The sequence below is a fragment of the Noviherbaspirillum sp. genome (assembly GCF_036846085.1).
Taxonomy (GTDB): Bacteria; Pseudomonadota; Gammaproteobacteria; order Burkholderiales; family Burkholderiaceae_D; genus Noviherbaspirillum.
This window is the reverse complement of sequence record NZ_DAIUCO010000123.1, coordinates 1-14,735: the sequence shown is the minus strand read 5'-3', so window position 1 is coordinate 14,735 and position 14,735 is coordinate 1. Positions and strand designations below refer to the sequence as shown.

Sequence of the window (14,735 nt, the reverse complement as noted above, 5' to 3'; positions counted from 1 at the left end):
TGATGCGCCTCAGGTGAAACTCGGCCGAAATGGTCTCGGCCGCTGCCCGCAGAACGGACATCACCTGTGCGCGGTTGCGCTCCATCGCTTCGCCGATCATCACCATGCCCAGTCCCGCCGCCACCAAGTCGTCGCTTCCGTACACGGGCACCGCGCAGCCGCTGATCCCTTCGTACTGCTCCGAACAGGTCCACGCGATCCCGGCTTTGCGGATGTCGACCAGCTCCGGGTACAGGGTCGAGAAGGTTTTGTGGCTGCGCGGTGTCAGCTGCTCGTAGGGCTCCGCACCAAACCATTCCCGCCAGGTCTCCTCGCTCTCGTGCGCGACCAGCAGCTTTGCCGTAGCGCGGGTATGCAACTGGATCACGGCGCCGAACTTGACGACGTAGCGTACCGCGCTGCTTTCCCCATAGCGGTCGGCATACACCAATTTGCGGAAATGACGGTCGAGGTATCCGATGGACACGGCGGCTTCCAGCGCGTTGCTTACCTCGACGAGCGTTGTGCGGACCGAGGTGCTGAGGGAACCGGAAAAGCTCATCATCGATGCCAGCCGGAATGCACGTCCGCCAAGAATGTACCGGCCCGCCTCATCACGCCTGACGACGCCCAACGCGGACAATTCGCCCAGAAGGTTTAGCAGGCTCGGTTTGGGCACGGCAAGCCGACGCGCCAGATCCGCCAGGGACATCGGTTCGACGGCCAGCATTTCCATGATGCCGATGACGCGGGAGACCGACATCGGCCCGCCGCGTTTTCCGACATCCTGCGCATTGCCTGCGACGTCGAATTCAACGTCGCGCTCTGCGGTATCAATTTTTGGCTTGGCCATCAAACAGTCCTTTCGACCCGGCACGCGTCGGCGCTGCCTGGGCCGGCGTGAGGCAAGGTTTGCGATATATCAAAGTCGGCAGTGTCGGAAAACCGGGCGGAAACGGTTAGACTGACACTATCGATATATGAATGGCATTCACAAATGTGAACGCCACCCTTGAAGTCTAGTAGCTAGGTCGCAGCCTTGCAAGGCACATCTCCATTTCGGAACGTCAATGTGGATGTCGTTGCGCAAGAGCTGCCGATACAAGTCAATCAGGAACAAAAGGCGCCGCTTTTCATGGATCTTGAAGATGTCACGCAGAAAGCGTTTGGAACCGTGCCCGACTGCATCCGGCACATGGCGAACAGCGCGCCGGCACATGCCGCATTGATCGAGGCAGGCAATCGGCTCGACTACGCCGCGCTTGATGTACTGATGGACCGGGTTGCGGCCTCCCTGCATATCAACGGCGTGCGTCCGCAGCAGGCGATCGCCATCTGCGCCTCATCCTCGATCGCCTACGCGGTCGTCTTCCTCGGCGCCCTGCGGGCGGGCGTCACCGTCGCGCCGCTTGCCCCGTCGCTCAAGCCGGGCGATCTAAGTGCGATGATTGCCGACAGCGGCGCCGTGCTGGCATTCATCGACGATGACGTGAAACAGGCACTGGCGGAGGCGCGGCAAACACTTCCGATACCGCATGTCCTGCTCGATGCAAACATGTGCCCCGGCATACCGGCCGGATGGCTGGCCGCATCCGGCACGCCTGTGCCGCAAACCGCCATCGCACCCGACTGGCCGTTCAACATCATTTACTCATCGGGCACCACCGGGCGGCCCAAGGGCATCGTCCAGTCGCATGCGATGCGCTGGGGGCATGTACAGCGCGCCGCACCGCAGTACCACCCCCTCCCGGTCACGCTGCTTGCGACGCCGCTGTATTCCAATACCACGCTGGCGAGTTTTTTCCCTACCCTGGCACTCGGCGGCACCGTCGTCCTGATGCGGAAATTCGACGTCGCCGGCTACCTGGAACTGGCCCGGATGCATCGTGTCACCCACACGATGCTGGTGCCCGTGCAGTACCAGCGAATCATGGCGCATCCCGGCTTCGCGCAAGCCGACCTGGCGTCGTTCCGGATGAAGTACTGCACCAGCGCACCGTTCAGCGCGGCGTTGAAAGCAGACATCCTGGAGCGCTGGCCCGGCGGGTTGATCGAGATGTACGGCATGACGGAAGGCGGCGGGACCTGCATGCTCGTCGCCCATGAATTTCCGCAGAAGCTGCATACCGTCGGGCGTCCGGCGCCGGGCACCGACATGCGCATCATCGACGAAAACGGCCGTGAATTGCCGCCGGGTCAAGCCGGCGAAATCGTCGGCCGCTCGGCGACGATGATGACGGGCTATCACAACGATCCTGCCCGAACGGCCGAGGCCGAATGGCACGACGGCGACGGCAGGCGATACATCCGTACCGGCGACATCGGGCGTTTCGATGCCGACGGCTTCCTGGTACTTGTCGATCGCAAGAAGGATGTGGTCATCTCCGGCGGCTTCAACATTTATCCAAGCGATCTGGAAGATGTGCTGCGGCAGCATGCCGACGTAAGCGAAGCGGCAGTGGTCGGCGTGCCCTCGGAGCGCTGGGGCGAGTCGCCGGTGGCGTTCATCGTGCGCAGGGATGGCAGCGACACCAGCGCACAGGCCCTGCTGGAGTGGGCTAACTCGCGGCTCGGCAAGCCGCAGCGGCTGTCGGACCTGCGATTCGTCGCGAGTCTGCCGCGCAGCGCGATCGGCAAGGTGCTGAAAACCGAATTGCGCCAACAGGCAATGCAATAAGCGGCCCGGCGCCATTGCGCCCCGGCCACAATCAAGCGCCGCATCGACGGCGTCAACCTCATTGATGAGGAGGAGACATGGAAGACGTACTGCTGGAATCGCTCGACGACGGCCTTCTGACGCTGGTCATGAACCGGCCGCAAGTGCGCAATGCATTGAGTCCCGAACTGACCCAGCGCCTGCTCGACGCCGTACGGCGGGCCGAAACAGACCCCGCCGTGCGGGCCATTCTGCTCACCGGCGCCGGCAACGCATTCTGCGCCGGCGGCGACGTCAAGGCGATGGCCGCCGGCGGACAGACCGACACCTATGACCAGCGCGTGCGCCACCTGCGAACGCGGATGGACGTGTCGCGACTGCTGCACCAGATGCCCAAGCCCACCATTGCGCTGCTGCGTGGCGCGGCGGCCGGTGCCGGGCTGTCGCTCGCGCTGGCGTGTGACATCCGCATCGCCACCCCGGCGGCAAAACTCACCACGGCGTTCGCCAAGGTGGGCCTGTCGGGCGACTTCGGTGGCACCTACTTTCTGCCGAAGATCGTCGGCGCGGCGAAGGCGCGCGAGCTTTACATGCTGGGCGACGTCCTTACCGGCGAGCAGGCTCTGGGCATCGGTCTCGTCACGCGGGTCTTCCCGGACGAAACCATCGAGGAAGAGGCGCGGCGGATCGCCAGGACGCTGGCTTCGGGGCCGACGGTTGCCTTGGGCTACATCAAGGAGAACCTGAACCTGGCCGACCACGGCGACCTCGGCAGCGCCTTCGACGCGGAAGCGATGCGACACATCCGCTGCGCCGGTACCGACGACCACAAGGAAGCGGCGCAGGCCTTCGTCGAGAAACGCACACCGGTATTCAGGGGGAGATGAAGATGGGCTACCTGCGACTGCGCCAGATATGCCTGGCGGCACCGGATCTCGCGCCGGCCGAGCGCATTTTTGAAACCGTGCTTGGCTTGTCGCCCTGCTACCGCGATCCCAACGTCCAGCGCTATGGCCTTGAAAACGTGCTTTACCCTGTCGGCACGGACTTCATCGAGATCGTGGTGCCCACGCGGCCCGGCACCGCGGCCGGCCGGTTCCTGGAGCAGCGCGGCGGCCGGGGCGGATACATGGTGATCCTCGATTGTGACGATCCGCAGCGGCGAGCCGACCGCGCCGAGGCGCTCGGCATCCGTGTCGCCAACCGTCTGCAATATGAGGACTACACCGGCATGCAGCTTCATCCGCGCGATACCGGCGCCGCCATGATCGAGTTCAATCATACGCACGGCGGTGAAGCGATCGACGGGCCTTATCATCCGGCGGGGCCGGACTGGCAGCGACATGTACGCAACGACACGACCAGACGCATGCTGTCCATCGACATCACGGCACCGGATCCCGCATCGTTCGCGTCCCGGTGGGCGCAGATCCTGGAACGGCCATTGACTAGCCTGCCCGGGCAGATGCCGCAGATTGATCTCGACGGCGGCGCGATCCGCTTTGTTCCCGCCGATGATGCAGGGCAGCCGTTCTTGTCCGGCATTACCCTGCAGGTCGCCGATCCGCAACGGATGCAGAGTGAGGCCGCGCTCGCCGGATGCAAGGCCGAAGGTGATGGTTTCTGGCTGTGCGGCGTACGCATCCGGCCTGTGAACGGCACGGCTGACGCAACACGGGCGGCATAACGCAGCACCGCGACCAGTACCGGCAGGCGGCATGCCGGAACGACGGAGACAACGCATGACCTGGACACTCACACCGGAACAATCGATGCTGCGCGACAGCGCCGAGCGCTACTTCCGAGAGCACTACACGTTCGAGAAGCGGCGGGCCGCACTTGGCGCCGCAACGGGTGCCGCCGACAAAGCCTGGCAACAATTCGCCGGGTTCGGCTGGCTGGCGGCGCCCTTCGCCGAAGCCGATGGCGGCATCGGCGGCGGCCCGGTCGAGGCCGCCATCATGATGGAAGCAATCGGCCGAAGCCTGGTGCTGGAGCCCTACCTGCCGTCCGTGATCCTCTGCGGCGGCCTGCTTGCCGCATTGGGCAGCGATACGCAGAAACGAGACTGGCTGCAGCCGCTGCAGGAAGGAACGAGCACGCTTGCGCTGGCCTTCGCCGAACCGCAATCCCGCTATGACCTGCATGATTGCGTGAGCACCGCACAGGCGCATGACGGCGGCTATCTGCTGAACGGCCACAAGGCCGTGGTGCTGGGCGGTGCGAATGCCTCCGGATACATCGTGCTCGCCCGTACCCGGGGCGAACGGCGATCCGCCGATGGACTCAGCCTGTTCCTCTTGCCGCGTGGCGCCGAAGGCATCGGCATGATTCCCTATCCGACCATCGACGGGTCGAACGCCTGCGAACTCAGGCTGGAAAATGTCCGTGCCGGGCATGGCGCCCTGCTGGGGAATCTGCATGCAGCGGCCGATGCACTGGAGAAGGTCATCGACGCGGGCGCCGCCGCCATCGCGGCGGAGGCGGTCGGCGCCATGGCCGCCCTGCTCGACCTAACACTGGACTACGTCAGGACACGCCAGCAGTTCGGCCGGCCGCTCGGCGCCAACCAGGCGCTGCAGCACCGTCTGGTGGATATGCACATTGCGTTGGAAGAAACGCGGGCACTGGTCACGCATGCAACCGGCAGCTTGGAAACCGGTGACGCGGTGAGCCGCGGCAAGGCGGTGTCCGCCGCCAAGATCCAGGCCGGAAAGGCCGGGCGGCTGATCGGCCAGGAAGCGGTGCAGATGCACGGCGCGATGGGCGTCACCGACGAATCGCCTGTCAGCCACTATTTCAAGCGCCTCACGGCAATCGATGTCTGCTTCGGCAATGTGTCATGGCATGAGCAGCGGTTCGCCCGGCTTGCGCTTGATACCGAGGCGGCCGGTCAGCCGGCGTAAAGCAGAAGGGAACCAACATGCAGGTCACACTTTCCGCCGCCGATCAGGCATTCTGCCGCGATGTTCGGGCGTTCATTGCCGCCCATCTTCCCGCCGATATCGCGCACAAGGTGGACCAGGACCAGATCCTGGTGAAGGACGACTACCTTCGCTGGCAGCAGATACTGGGCAGGCAAGGCTGGCTTGCCTACACCTGGCCGGCCGAGCAGGGCGGGCCTGGCTGGAGCGTGGTACAGCAGTACCTGTTCGACGCGATATGCGCGGAGATGAACTGTCCGCCCATCGTGCCGTTCGGCACACGGATGGTGGGTCCGGTGATCCAGGCGTACGGCACGCCGGAACAGAAGGAACGCTTCATCGGGCCGATCCTGCAATCCACGCACTGGTGGTGCCAGGGCTACTCGGAACCGATGGCCGGCTCGGACCTGGCGGCGCTGAAGACCCGCGCCGATGACCGGGGCGATCACTACCTCGTCAATGGACAGAAGATCTGGACTTCCTGGGCGCACTATGCCGACTGGATGTTCTGCCTGGTGCGCACCAGCCGCGACGAGCGCCCGCAGCAAGGCATCACCTTCCTGCTGCTGGACATGAAAAGCCCGGGCATCGAGGTCAGGCCGATCACATCCCTCGACGGCACCCACTCGCTCAATGCCATTTTCTTCAACGACGTGCGCGTGCCCAAGGAAAACCGTGTCGGCGACGAAGGCCGGGGCTGGAGCTATGCCAAGTTCCTCCTGTCGCACGAGCGGCTCGACAATGCGTCGGTCGGCTTCGCCAAGCGCCTGCTGCGCAAGTTGAAGAAGGTCGCCCGGTCCTCTCCACAGGGAGCAACGCCCCTGATCGAGGACCCGGCATTCCGGATGAAACTCGTCGAGGTCGAAGTACGTCTGCTTGCCCTCGACCTGCGTGTGCTGCAGATGCTGGGCGAGATGGCTGCCGGCGGCAAACCCGGACCGGCGGTATCGGGACTCAAGGTGCGCGGCACCGAACTCTGCCAGCGCCTGCTCGAACTGCTGATGGAGGCATCCGGCTACTACGCCCTGCCCTATCAAAAGTCGCTCATCCTCGGCAGCGGCCAGGAGGAACCGGTCGGGCCGGAATTCGCCGCCACCGCCGCGGCGCGCTACCTGAACCGGCGCGCGATGTCGATCTTCGGCGGAACGACGGAGGTGCAGAAAAACATCATGGCGAAGGCGGTGCTTGGCCTCGGCTAGAAAGCCATGACGGAAGACGAATGAGCGTACATAGAGACGCATCACGCAACACCCATCCAATGCGGCTGACAAAGGAGACAACCATGAAGCAGATCGTCACACTCATGCTGTACGGCACACTGGGGGCACTCGGCGCCAGTGCCGACGCGCAGACCGCCGATACCGGCACCTATCCCGACAAGCAGGTGCGCATCGTCGTGCCGTTCGCACCCGGCGGCGCTTCCGATACGATCACGCGCAAGATCGCCGACAAGCTTGCGCCCCGGCTCAAGCAATCGGTCATCGTCGACAATCGCCCGGGCGGCAATACGGTGATTGCGAGCGAGCACGTGGCAAGAGGACCGAAGGACGGTTACACGATCTACTCCACCAACACCACGATCTTCCAGGTGCCGATGGTGTACCCGAACGCCCGCTACGATGAAGAGAAGGATTTCAAGCCTCTGGCCCAGTGCTGCACGGCACCGCTGGCGCTGGTGGTCCGCACGGACAGCCCGATCAGGAACGCCAGGGAGTTTGTCGAGCAGATGAAAGGGAAGCAGACCAGTTACGGCACGGCCGGCGCCGGCGGCACCCAGCATATCCTCAGTGAAGCGCTCAAGCGCTCCGCCGGTCTCGACGCCGTTCATATTCCCTACAAGGGCGAGGCGCCGCTGATGTCCGATTTCCTTGGCGGACGCATCGACTGGTACATCGCCACGCCGATCACGATTTCCCCGCACGTCAAGACCGGCAAGGTACGCGTGCTGGCAGTCACCGGCCCGGACCGTATCCCGCTCTTCCCCGACGTTCCCACCTTCAAGGAACAAGGCATAGCCAAGCTGGAGGCGGTCGGCTGGTACGGCCTGTTCGCACCGGCGGGAACGCCTGCCCCTATCGTCGACCGGCTGAGCAAGGAACTGGTAGCGGTATTGCAGCAACCCGACATTACGCAGTACATCAACGAAAACGGACTGGTGCCGTCCGTGCTCGGGTCGGAGGAATTTTCGAAGACGCTGCCGCCGCTGCGCGAGACCTTCCGCGGCCTGATCAAGGAAAACAACATCAAGATCGACTAAGGCATGCCTGATAAGTGTCGTTTGCGGTTCGGCCCTGCGCCGAATCGCACCGCAACCGATCGAACGCAACCTTAAATCGCACTCTGACCGGAGAACACGCATGGAATACAAGGAACTGCTGTATGGCACGCGCGAGCATGTCGCCACGCTGACGCTGAATCGTCCCGCCAGCCTGAACGCCTGGACCCCGACCATGGATGGCGAAGTGCGCGCCGCGCTGCAGCGGGCGGCAGCGGACGATGACGTGCATGTCATCGTCATTACCGGCGCCGGTCGCGGCTTCTGCGCCGGCGCGGACATGAAGCTGATCCAGGGCATCTCGCAGGGTGCCACGCCGCAGCGATCGCCAGAGCCCTCGTCCGTGCCGGCGGCTGATGGGGCTGATGGCATCGAAGCCAATTTCCGGCAGCGCTTCAGTTTCATGCTGCGCATTCCCAAGCCCATCATCGCCGCCATCAACGGCCCGGTCGCGGGCATCGGCCTGTGCCTGACGCTGTTCTGCGATATCCGTTACATGGCGGAAGGCGCAAAGCTGACAACCGCGTTCGCCCGGCGCGGCCTGATCGCCGAACACGGCATCTCGTGGATGCTGCCGAGGCTGATCGGGACCATGCATGCGCTCGACCTGCTGTACTCGGCCCGGCCGGTCGAGGCAAGCGAGGCGGCGCAGATGGGCCTCGTGAAACTTTTGCCGGCGGAGGGATTCGCCGACGCGGTGCAGCGCGCGGCGGCGGATCTCGCCAATCTGTCGTCACCGCGTTCGATGGGCGTCATCAAGCGGCAGGTGTACGAGGGTCTGTTCCAGGACCTGGCGCAGGCCTGGCAAGCCGCGGACGAAGCAATGCATGCGTCCTTCCAGTCGGAGGACTTCAAGGAAGGCGTCGCGCATTTCGTTGAGAAGCGCGCGCCGCGTTTCAGCGGCCGGTGACGCGGCTGGGTTGCCGACCTGCTCTCCCCTCGCGACGGCTGGTCAGGCCAGGTAGGTCTGGACGATCCAGGCAAAACCGAGAAAAATGGCGGGCGTTCCGAATATCGCCAGCACACCGCTAAGCAGGAGCAGTCGCTTCTTCCGCGCTTGTTCATCAGACGCATTCCGCCCGGCTGCTTTCCCGTTCCACCGTCGACGGATCACGAATACGGCGAGCAGCCGGTACCACATCATCCAGGTGATCGCGATGGCCGCGATGAAGGTTGCCACTTTCAAATCATCAGTTCCTTACGTATCGGTGCCATGCACCCGCCATGCTGGATAGCCCGGCCTTGTCGAATCCTGTATGCGCGGGACGAGCGGATTCGTCCCGCGCATGCCTCGCTGGCAGTTGAAACCTCACCCGGTTTTCCGGTTGAGAATCTTGTAAAGATACGATCGCGATATGCCGAGGCTTTCCGCCGCATGCTTTTTGTTACCGCCATGCTTCGCAATCGCTTCCAGAACGGCCCTGCGCTCGACATCGAGCAGCGTTGTAGACGTATCTTCATTGGCCGCCGACACCGTCGCCTGCTGCACCTCGCCTGAAACGCCCGCCGCTACGGATACCGGGCCGTCATACTCCGCGCCGGCGTCTTCGCGGGTGAAATCCTTGACGCGCAAGACCCTGCCGTCGCAGAAAACCAGCGCTTCCTCGACCTTCTGCCTGAGCTGCCTGACGTTTCCCGGCCACGGACGTCCGGCCAGGTAGCGTGCCAGGTCCGGTGCAATCGCCGGCGTGGGAATCCTGTTGCGCTCACAGAACCCGCGAACGAAGTGGATCAGGAGCTCCGGGATGTCCTCGAAGCGCTGCTCCAATGCCGGCACGCGCAGCACGACGCCACTCAGGCGGTAGTAAAGGTCGAGGCGGAAGCGGCCCGCTTCGATCAGTGCCTGGAAGTTGTGGTGGGTCGCGGAAATGATCCTGAAATCGACCCGGCGCGACGTCCGGCCGCCGAGCCGTTCGACCATATGGTCTTCCAGCACCCGCAGGAGCTTGACCTGCACCTCCATCGGTATATCGGCGACTTCATCGAGAAAGAGCGTGCCGCCTTCCGCCTGCTCCAGCTTGCCGACTTGGCCCTCGCGCCTGCCGCCGGTGAACGTTCCGGGCGCATAGCCAAAGAGCTCGGACTCCAGCAAGGTCGACGGCAATGCCGCGAGGTTCAGGCTGACCAGCGGCTTGCCTGCATTGTGCGCCGCCGCGTGGATCGCATGGGCGACGAGTTCCTTGCCGGTGCCGCTTTCGCCCAGTATCAGCACCGGCACGTCGAGCCTGGCCACCGTCTCGATTTCGCGCTTCAGTCGTTGCATGCGGGCGCTGCTGCCGATGAGCATCGCCGCCGGCGACGCCTTCGCACGCAGCTCCTCGAGCTCGCGCCGGTATTGCTCCATCTTCTCCTGCACCTGGCTCAGGCGCTGCTGCATCTGCGTCAGGGCTTCCGGTCCCTTGAACAGGATTTGCCCGATCGCGCCGACGACCTCCCTGCCCTGGGTAATCGGAATCCGGTTCACCACGCGCGTCACGCCGTGCATGTCCTGCAGCTGGCCGATTTCCGCCTTGCCGGTCGCGGCGACGATGCCCAGCCTGGAATTCGGGATGGCTTTGGTGGCGGCCATGCCGTACCCCTGCCCCCGCTTCAAGCCGAGAAATCGTTCATGCACCGGGCTGATGAAACGGATCTTGCCTTCCTTGTCGGCGACGGTAATCGCCTGATACGGATTGGTAATGAAATAGTTCAGGATGGCGGACGCAAACGGAACCGTCCCGATGAAATCAAACAGCGGCAGCTCGACTGTGCTGTCACGCAATAGAACAAGCTGATGGGCGTCGTCGCGAACGCACAGGCCGATGAATTGCTGTTCCTGCCCGTCGGCGCTGCCTGGCACCGCTACCTGGAATACCCTGCCTTCCATGGCATGTTTTTCGGGAAGTGCCTGGCAGGCGGCAACAGCGGCCGCGCATACCTTATCGTCGGACGCGGCGCCAAATGCAGCCAGCACCCTGCCCGACTTGTCGCAGACCAGCGCGCCCAGCGCCGGTGTCTGCGGTGTCTCCTCAAACGACATAATGTCTCTCCTATGGACACTCTCCGGTGTCTCCATCGCGAACAGTTCTCCCTGCTACAAAAATAAACCCAACAAAAACAACGGGGTAGGCAACTGGCACGGGTGTTGCGATACAGCCAATGTCTCCACGATGGTAGCAAGGAACCGGAACGATGTCTTGGCAACCCGAAATTGATGAACTTGCTTACCGGAAGAAGCTGGCTGCCGCCATGGGCGGCGCCGAAAAGGTTGCCCGCCACAAGGCGGCAGGCAAGCTGACGGTCAGGGAGCGCATTGCTGCCTGTGCCGATCCGGACTCGTTCCAGGAGGTTGGCGCGCTGACCGGGTGGGGCCAGTACGACGCCCACGGCAAACTCACCGGCATGGTCCCGGCCAACCTCGTGATGGGCCGTGCCCGCATGGCAGGCAGGCCGGTGGTCCTGGTGGGGGACGACTTCACCGTGCGCGGCGGCGCCAACGACGGCGCCGTCGGCGACAAACTGATCCAGGCGGAAAAGATGGCGCACGACCTGCGCCTGCCGATGATCCGGCTGGTCGACGGAACCGGCGGCGGCGGTTCGGTGCGCAACATCGAAACCAAGGGCTATACCCTCATTCCGACGATGAAGGTGTGGCAGCATGTCGTCGAAAACATGTCGGTGATCCCGGTCGTCTCGCTGGCCCTCGGATCGGTGGCCGGCATGGGCGCGGCACGGGTCGCCGCGAGCCACTATTCCGTCATGGTCAGGGGATCGTCACAGCTGTTCAATGCAGGCCCGCCCGTCGTCGCCCGCACCGGGCAGATCATAGAAAAGAATGAACTGGGCGGCAGCCATATCCATACTCGCAACGGCGTCGTCGACGATGAAGTCGACAGCGAGCAGGAGGCGTTCGACCGGGCAAGCCGCTTCCTGTCCTACCTGCCGTCATCGGTCTTCGACCTGCCGCCGCGCATGCAGCCGGCGGACGATGCAGGCCGGCGCGATGAATGGCTGCTTTCGGCGATACCGCGCGACAGCCGTACCGTGTACAAGATACGGCCAATCGTCGAATCGCTCGTCGACAAGGATTCGTTTTTCGAGATCGGCCGCCAGTGGGGCAAGGCGATCGTGACCGGATTTGCCCGTATCGACGGATGGCCGGTCGCGGTGATCGCCAGCGATCCCTATTTCTACGGCGGCTGCTGGGATGCGGGCACGGCGGAAAAATTCACCCGTTTCGTCGATCTCGCCGAAGTTTTTCACCTGCCGGTGGTGAACCTGGTCGATGTCGCCGGGTTCCAGATCGGACTGGACGCCGAGAGGGCGGGAACCATGCGCTACGGCGTGCGCGCGCTGGCCGCCGTCTACCAGGCATCCGTTCCCTGGTGCTCGATCATCCTGCGCCGCGCTTACGGGGTGGCGGCCGCGGGTCACCAGCACATGGGCAGGTTCAATTTCCGCTATGCATGGCCATCGGCGAACTGGGGTTCCCTGCCGATCGAGGGCGGACTGGAAGTCGCGTACAAGGCGGAGATCGAAGGTGCGGACGACCCGGTGCAGAAGCGTGCCGAGATCGAGCAGCGGGTGCGCAGCCTGACCTCGCCGTTTCGCAGCGCCGAAGCATTCGTGATCGAAGACATCATCGATCCGCGCGACACCCGCCGCATCCTGTGCGAGTTCGCCAACCTGGCCGCACCGCTGCGCCAGCCCGGCATGCGCCAGTTCGGTATCCGGCCGTAAAACGATGCGCACCATATCCATCATGCAATCCACCTTTTGCACCCTGTTGTTCCTGCCAGCACGACCTGCGGAAACATGCGGCCGGATGTTACTGCCTCCATTCCAAGGCACTCCGCGTGCGGCGCTCCCCACCGCAGACGGAAAGGAAGGCAAGCCATGACTGTGCCGACTGCGATGCATCCCGGCCGTCCACGGCGCGTACTCATTGCCAACCGCGGCGCGGTGGCGGCGCGCGTTCTGCGTGCGCTGCGCACTCTCGGGATCGAATCGGTCGCGGTGTTTTCCGACGCCGACCGCGACCTGCCCTACCTTGCCGACGCCGACCACGCCGTGCACATCGGACCGGCACCCGCCAGGCTCAGTTATCTCGACCAGGAGCGGCTCATCCAGGCGGCACTGGAGACCGGCGCCGACGCAATCCATCCGGGTTACGGCTTCCTGTCCGAAAACGCCGGGTTCGCGGAAAGGGTGGCCGCCGCAGGCTTTCATTTCATCGGTCCGTCTCCACGATGGATCCGCGCACTCGGACACAAGACGCAGGCCCGCGCGTTGATGGCAGACTGCGGTATGCCGCAGGCGCCGAGTTCGCCGGTGCTGCCGGACGAACCCGAACAGGTCGCCGCCGCTGCCCGCGCCATCGGCTTCCCGGTACTGGTCAAGCCGGCCGGGGGCGGCGGCGGGATCGGCATGCTGCCGGCCCATGACGAAGCCGAACTTGCCGCCGCGTGGATAAAGGCGCGATCGATATCGCAGAAAAGTTTTGCGACCGCCGAGCTGTATCTCGAAAAACTCATCAGCGCGCCCCGCCATATCGAATTCCAGGTGCTCGCGGACCGCTACGGCGGCGTCAGGATTCTTTTCGAGAGGGATTGTTCGGTTCAGCGCCGGCATCAAAAGGTCATTGAAGAAGCGCGTGCGCCCGGAATCGAGAGCGCTGCGACTGAACGCATGTCCCGCCTTCTCGCTGACCTGCTCGCCGGGCTCGGGTACGACGTCATCGGCACGGTGGAGATGCTGTACACCGCGCAAACCGGCTTCGTGTTTCTGGAAATGAACACCCGCCTGCAAGTCGAACATGCCGTCACCGAGGAAGTCACCGGCATCGACATCGTCGCTTCGCAGATCCGGCTGGCAAGCGGCGAGCGTATTGCCGACGTGCTGCCGCAGCCGATCACCGCGCAAGGCCATGCGATCGAAGCGCGCATCTATGCGGAAGACCCGGTACGTTTCCTGCCTTCGGCCGGCCGCCTGGAATCCTTCGTGCTGCCCTCGGGACCGGGCGTGCGGATCGAAACCGGTTACCGGCAGGGCGCCGTCGTTACGCCGCATTACGACCCGATGATCGCGAAAGTCATCGCGTCCGCGCCGGACCGCCCGCAGGCAATCCGGCGCCTGCACCAGGCCCTGTCCGCCTGCGACATACAGGGCGTCAGGACAAACATCCCGTTCATCTTGAAAGTGCTCGACAGCGACGACTTCAACGACGGGCGCATCGATACCGGATTGACGCAGCGGCTACTCGCACGGACCACAGAGCAACGGGAGCCCGCATGAAAAAGATTACTGCCCGAACCCAGGACGTCGAGCGCGCCGCATTCTTCGGCATCGATGTTCCGTTCATGCGCCACATCGGCCTGCTGGCGGAACGGCTTGAGCCCGGCCTGGCGCGCACGCGGCTGCCGCTGCAGGAGGAATTGCTCAACAGCCGCGGCGATGTACACGGCGGCACGCTGATGAGCGCCCTCGACTTTACGCTGAGCGCCGCCGCCCGATCGCATGATCCGCTGGCAACCGGGGTGATCACCGTGGAGATGTCCACCCATTTCCTCGGCGCGGCCCGTACCGACCTCGTGTTCGAGGCCAGCACCATCCGGCGCGGATCGCGCATCGTGTTCTGCGAAGGCGAGGCGCGCGACGAACACGGCAATGCGGTGTGCGTGGCGCGCGCCACGTTCAAGCTCGTCCATATGAGCACCCGGGCACAAGCCGGCCTGTCCGCCGGCGCGCCGCAGGCAGAGCTTCCCCTACCCTGACCGAAAGAAATTCATCGATGTCTTCTCATACCCTCACATTCGTCCCGACCTCCGGCATCCGCGCCGGCACCAATACGGCGAGCGACAGCGGCGACTGGCCGGTCGAGCAGGTGATGGCCCTGTTCGACATGCCGTTCAACGATCTGCTG

General features: G+C 64.1%; 13 protein-coding genes. 10 read left to right on the top strand and 3 right to left on the bottom strand.

The genetic code is table 11. From position 1 onward, the window contains the following. Positions 1–832, bottom strand: an 832-nt coding sequence (locus tag V7080_RS15010) for an IclR family transcriptional regulator (protein WP_334189201.1), incomplete at its 3' end; no start/stop codon positions are given. A gap of 282 nt (positions 833–1,114) precedes the next feature. Here V7080_RS15010 and V7080_RS15005 point away from each other — a divergent pair. The 7 genes from V7080_RS15005 (at position 1,115) to V7080_RS14975 (ending at position 8,744) form a co-directional block, all read left to right on the top strand. Continuing rightward, complete coding sequence (locus tag V7080_RS15005) at positions 1,115–2,656, top strand: class I adenylate-forming enzyme family protein (RefSeq protein WP_334189200.1); 1,542 nt, start codon at positions 1,115–1,117, stop codon at positions 2,654–2,656. 77 nt (positions 2,657–2,733) lie between these two features. Next, positions 2,734–3,522: an enoyl-CoA hydratase gene (locus V7080_RS15000; RefSeq protein WP_334189199.1), complete on the top strand. Its 789-nt coding sequence runs from the start codon at positions 2,734–2,736 to the stop codon at positions 3,520–3,522. A 2-nt stretch (positions 3,523–3,524) separates the two neighbouring features. Then, a complete protein-coding gene (locus V7080_RS14995) occupies positions 3,525–4,322 on the top strand; it encodes a VOC family protein (protein ID WP_334189198.1) in 798 nt (265 codons plus the stop codon). A 55-nt stretch (positions 4,323–4,377) separates the two neighbouring features. Continuing rightward, entirely contained in the window at positions 4,378–5,541 is a 1,164-nt protein-coding gene (locus tag V7080_RS14990; RefSeq protein ID WP_334189197.1) for an acyl-CoA dehydrogenase family protein, read from the top strand. 17 nt (positions 5,542–5,558) lie between these two features. Beyond that, positions 5,559–6,758 (top strand): acyl-CoA dehydrogenase family protein, encoded by a 1,200-nt coding sequence (locus V7080_RS14985; protein WP_334189196.1) that lies wholly within the window; start codon positions 5,559–5,561, stop codon positions 6,756–6,758. A gap of 83 nt (positions 6,759–6,841) precedes the next feature. After that, on the top strand, positions 6,842–7,816 hold the full coding sequence (locus V7080_RS14980) for a Bug family tripartite tricarboxylate transporter substrate binding protein (protein ID WP_334189195.1): 975 nt from the start codon (positions 6,842–6,844) through the stop codon (positions 7,814–7,816). Between the two features lie 100 nt (positions 7,817–7,916). Further along, on the top strand, positions 7,917–8,744 hold the full coding sequence (locus V7080_RS14975) for an enoyl-CoA hydratase (protein WP_334189194.1): 828 nt from the start codon (positions 7,917–7,919) through the stop codon (positions 8,742–8,744). Between the two features lie 42 nt (positions 8,745–8,786). Here the strand turns inward: V7080_RS14975 and V7080_RS14970 are convergent, their stop codons facing one another. Beyond that, positions 8,787–9,020: a hypothetical protein gene (locus tag V7080_RS14970; RefSeq protein ID WP_334189193.1), complete on the bottom strand. Its 234-nt coding sequence runs from the start codon at positions 9,018–9,020 to the stop codon at positions 8,787–8,789. A gap of 123 nt (positions 9,021–9,143) precedes the next feature. Beyond that, complete coding sequence (locus V7080_RS14965) at positions 9,144–10,853, bottom strand: sigma-54 interaction domain-containing protein (RefSeq protein ID WP_334189192.1); 1,710 nt, start codon at positions 10,851–10,853, stop codon at positions 9,144–9,146. 152 nt (positions 10,854–11,005) lie between these two features. Here V7080_RS14965 and V7080_RS14960 point away from each other — a divergent pair, with 152 nt between their 5' ends. From V7080_RS14960 to V7080_RS14950, 3 genes are all read left to right on the top strand, one after another. After that, the gene (locus V7080_RS14960; RefSeq protein ID WP_334189191.1) at positions 11,006–12,553 is read left to right on the top strand and encodes an acyl-CoA carboxylase subunit beta; all 1,548 of its coding nucleotides are present in this window, start codon (positions 11,006–11,008) and stop codon (positions 12,551–12,553) included. A gap of 156 nt (positions 12,554–12,709) precedes the next feature. Then, positions 12,710–14,107: an acetyl-CoA carboxylase biotin carboxylase subunit gene (locus V7080_RS14955; protein WP_334189190.1), complete on the top strand. Its 1,398-nt coding sequence runs from the start codon at positions 12,710–12,712 to the stop codon at positions 14,105–14,107. Continuing rightward, positions 14,104–14,586, top strand: a complete 483-nt coding sequence (locus tag V7080_RS14950; protein WP_334189189.1) for a PaaI family thioesterase — start codon at positions 14,104–14,106, stop codon at positions 14,584–14,586. Before V7080_RS14955 ends, V7080_RS14950 begins: the two co-directional genes overlap by 4 nt. Positions 14,587–14,735: the final 149 nt, after the last annotated feature.

Excerpts from the sequence above, each read along its gene's own strand:
- V7080_RS14965 (WP_334189192.1), bottom strand. The coding sequence starts at position 10,853 with ATGTCGTTTGAGGAGACACCGCAGACACCGGCGCTGGGCGCGCTGGTC.
- V7080_RS14990 (WP_334189197.1), top strand. The coding sequence starts at position 4,378 with ATGACCTGGACACTCACACCGGAACAATCGATGCTGCGCGACAGCGCC.
- V7080_RS14960 (WP_334189191.1), top strand. The coding sequence starts at position 11,006 with ATGTCTTGGCAACCCGAAATTGATGAACTTGCTTACCGGAAGAAGCTG.
- V7080_RS14985 (WP_334189196.1), top strand. The coding sequence starts at position 5,559 with ATGCAGGTCACACTTTCCGCCGCCGATCAGGCATTCTGCCGCGATGTT.
- V7080_RS14955 (WP_334189190.1), top strand. The coding sequence starts at position 12,710 with ATGACTGTGCCGACTGCGATGCATCCCGGCCGTCCACGGCGCGTACTC.
- V7080_RS14995 (WP_334189198.1), top strand. The coding sequence starts at position 3,525 with ATGGGCTACCTGCGACTGCGCCAGATATGCCTGGCGGCACCGGATCTC.
- V7080_RS14950 (WP_334189189.1), top strand. The coding sequence starts at position 14,104 with ATGAAAAAGATTACTGCCCGAACCCAGGACGTCGAGCGCGCCGCATTC.
- V7080_RS14980 (WP_334189195.1), top strand. The coding sequence starts at position 6,842 with ATGAAGCAGATCGTCACACTCATGCTGTACGGCACACTGGGGGCACTC.
- V7080_RS15000 (WP_334189199.1), top strand. The coding sequence starts at position 2,734 with ATGGAAGACGTACTGCTGGAATCGCTCGACGACGGCCTTCTGACGCTG.
- V7080_RS15005 (WP_334189200.1), top strand. The coding sequence starts at position 1,115 with ATGGATCTTGAAGATGTCACGCAGAAAGCGTTTGGAACCGTGCCCGAC.
- V7080_RS14975 (WP_334189194.1), top strand. The coding sequence starts at position 7,917 with ATGGAATACAAGGAACTGCTGTATGGCACGCGCGAGCATGTCGCCACG.